Origin of the sequence: Verminephrobacter aporrectodeae subsp. tuberculatae At4, from assembly GCF_000193225.1 — a bacterium.
Taxonomy (GTDB): Bacteria; Pseudomonadota; Gammaproteobacteria; order Burkholderiales; family Burkholderiaceae_C; genus Acidovorax; species Acidovorax aporrectodeae.
Window position 1 is genome coordinate 1 of sequence record NZ_AFAL01000466.1, and the last position, 2,155, is coordinate 2,155.

The following is a 2,155-nucleotide window of genomic DNA, read 5'->3' on the forward strand; positions in this document are numbered from 1 at the left end:
CGTGCGCTGGTCGGCTCGGGCCGTGGGGCGCGCGAGCGATGCCGGACGCCCCGGAGCCCCGGGGCTGCGGGTCATAATCCCCGCCAGTTTCCAGCGCAGCATGACCGATTCCGCTCCGTCGTCCCCTTCCCGCCTGCTCAAGGCCGTCTCCCGCCTCGCGACGGGCCTGTTGCGTCTGCTGCTGGCACTATGGCTGTTGCTGATCATCGCGTGGGGGGTGCTGCTGCATGACTGGATTGTGCCGCCGATAGAGAATTTCCGCCCGCAATTACAGACCCTGATGACGCAAGCGTTGGGGGCGCCCGTCACGATCGGCGCAATTACCAAGCGCGCGCAGGGGCTGGCCCTGCTGATCGAGCTCTCGGACGTCGCGCTGCTCGACGCCTCGGGCCGCCGCGTGCTGCACCTGCCTCGGGTGGCGGGAACGCTGTCCGCGCGCTCCCTGCTGAACCGGGGGTTCGCGCAGCTCTATCTCGAAGCGCCCGATCTGGAGGTGCGGCGCACGGCCGATGGGCGCATCCACGTGGCGGGGCTGGAACTGGCCCGGAATCAGGACGGCAGCGGCGACGCGGCGGCCAACTGGCTGTTCGCGCAAAGCGAGATCGTCGTCAAAGGCGGCACGCTGCGCTGGACGGACGAGCAGCGCCCTGCCCCGCAGGTGGCCCTGGAGCAGGTGGACCTGGTGCTGCGCAACGGCAACTGGCGCCACCGCCTGCGCATGGACGCATCGCCCCCGAGCGACTGGGGCGATCGCTTCAGCGTGGTCGGCCTGTTTCGCGCGCCCCTGCTGCAGGCCGGTGACGGCAACTGGAGGCACTGGAGTGGCCAGCTGTTCGCCGACTTCGCGCGCCTGGACGCCGCGCAGCTGCACCACCATGCAGGCCCGGACGCGCCGCTGACCCGGGGCTACGGAGCGCTGCGCGCCTGGGCCGACGTGCGGCACGGGCAGATCGTCGGCGCAACGCTCGACCTGGCTCTGGCCGACGTGCACGCCACCCTCGGCCCCGGCCTGCAGGCGCTGATGCTCCCATCGTTTCAGGGGCGTCTGGAAGCAAGGCAGCGCAGCGGGGGATTCGAGTTTTCCACCCAGGCATTGCAGTTCCAGACCGACGACGGCCTGCACTGGCCCGGCGGGAACCTGCGGCTGGCGCACACCGCGGCCACGGACAAGACACCCGCGCAGGGCGAGTTGCACGCGGACCGCCTGAACTTGGCCGCGCTGGCGCGCATCGCGAGCCGTCTGCCGCTGGACGCTGCCGTGCACGACGCGCTGCGCAGGCATTCCCCCCAGGGGCTGGTGGACGCAATCGACGCCAGTTGGACGGGTCCGCTGGACGACCCGCAGCAATACCGGGTGCGGGGGCATGTCCAGGGCCTGGCGCTCGCGGGAAGCAGCGAGGACGGCAAGAAAGGCGCTGCGCCGTCGCACCCGGGCCTGCGCGGGGCCACGCTGGACATCGACATGACGCAGGCCGGCGGCCGGGCCGCGCTGTCCATCGCCTCCGGCGCCCTGCTGCTGCCGGGCGTGTTCGAGGACCCGGTGCTGCCGCTCGACAAGCTCAGCGCGAACGTGCGCTGGCAGCTCGCAGGCGAGCGCATCGCCGTGCAGGCGAGTGACGTGCAGTTTGCCAACGCCGACGTACAGGGCCAGGTCCACGCCGCATGGCATACCAGCGACACGGCCAAGGCGCCGCAGCGTGCGCGCTTTCCGGGCGTTCTGGACCTGACGGGCAGCCTGAGCCGCGCCGACGGAACGCGGGTGCACCGCTACCTGCCCCTGGCGGTCGCGCAGGAGGCGCGCCACTACGTGCGCGACGCCATCACCGCGGGCAGCGCGAGCAACGTGCGCTTTCGCGTCAAGGGCGATCTGCAGGACCTGCCCTTCAACGACCCGCGGCAGGGGGAGTTTCGCATCGCCGCGCGCGTCCGGAACGTGACCTACGCCTACGTCCCCGATTCGTTGCAGCCCACCGACTCGCCGCACTGGCCTGCGCTCACGGGGCTGAGCGGGGAGCTGATCTTCGAGCGCTCGTCCATGCAGGTGCGCGGCGCCACGGGGCGCTTTGCCGGCAGCAAGGAACTGCGGCTGTCGCGGGTGGACGCGAGCATCCCCAACCTGGAACACACCGTCGTGAACGTCAGCGCGGACTCCCGG

1 protein-coding gene is annotated in these 2,155 nt (G+C 71.4%); it reads left to right on the forward strand.

Features of this window, described 5'->3' with window-relative positions; all coding sequences use genetic code 11:
* Nucleotides 1–100 precede the first annotated feature (100 nt).
* A partial coding sequence (locus VTU_RS0115040) for a YhdP family phospholipid transporter (protein WP_040892921.1) occupies nt 101–2,155 on the forward strand: 2,055 nt, incomplete at its 3' end.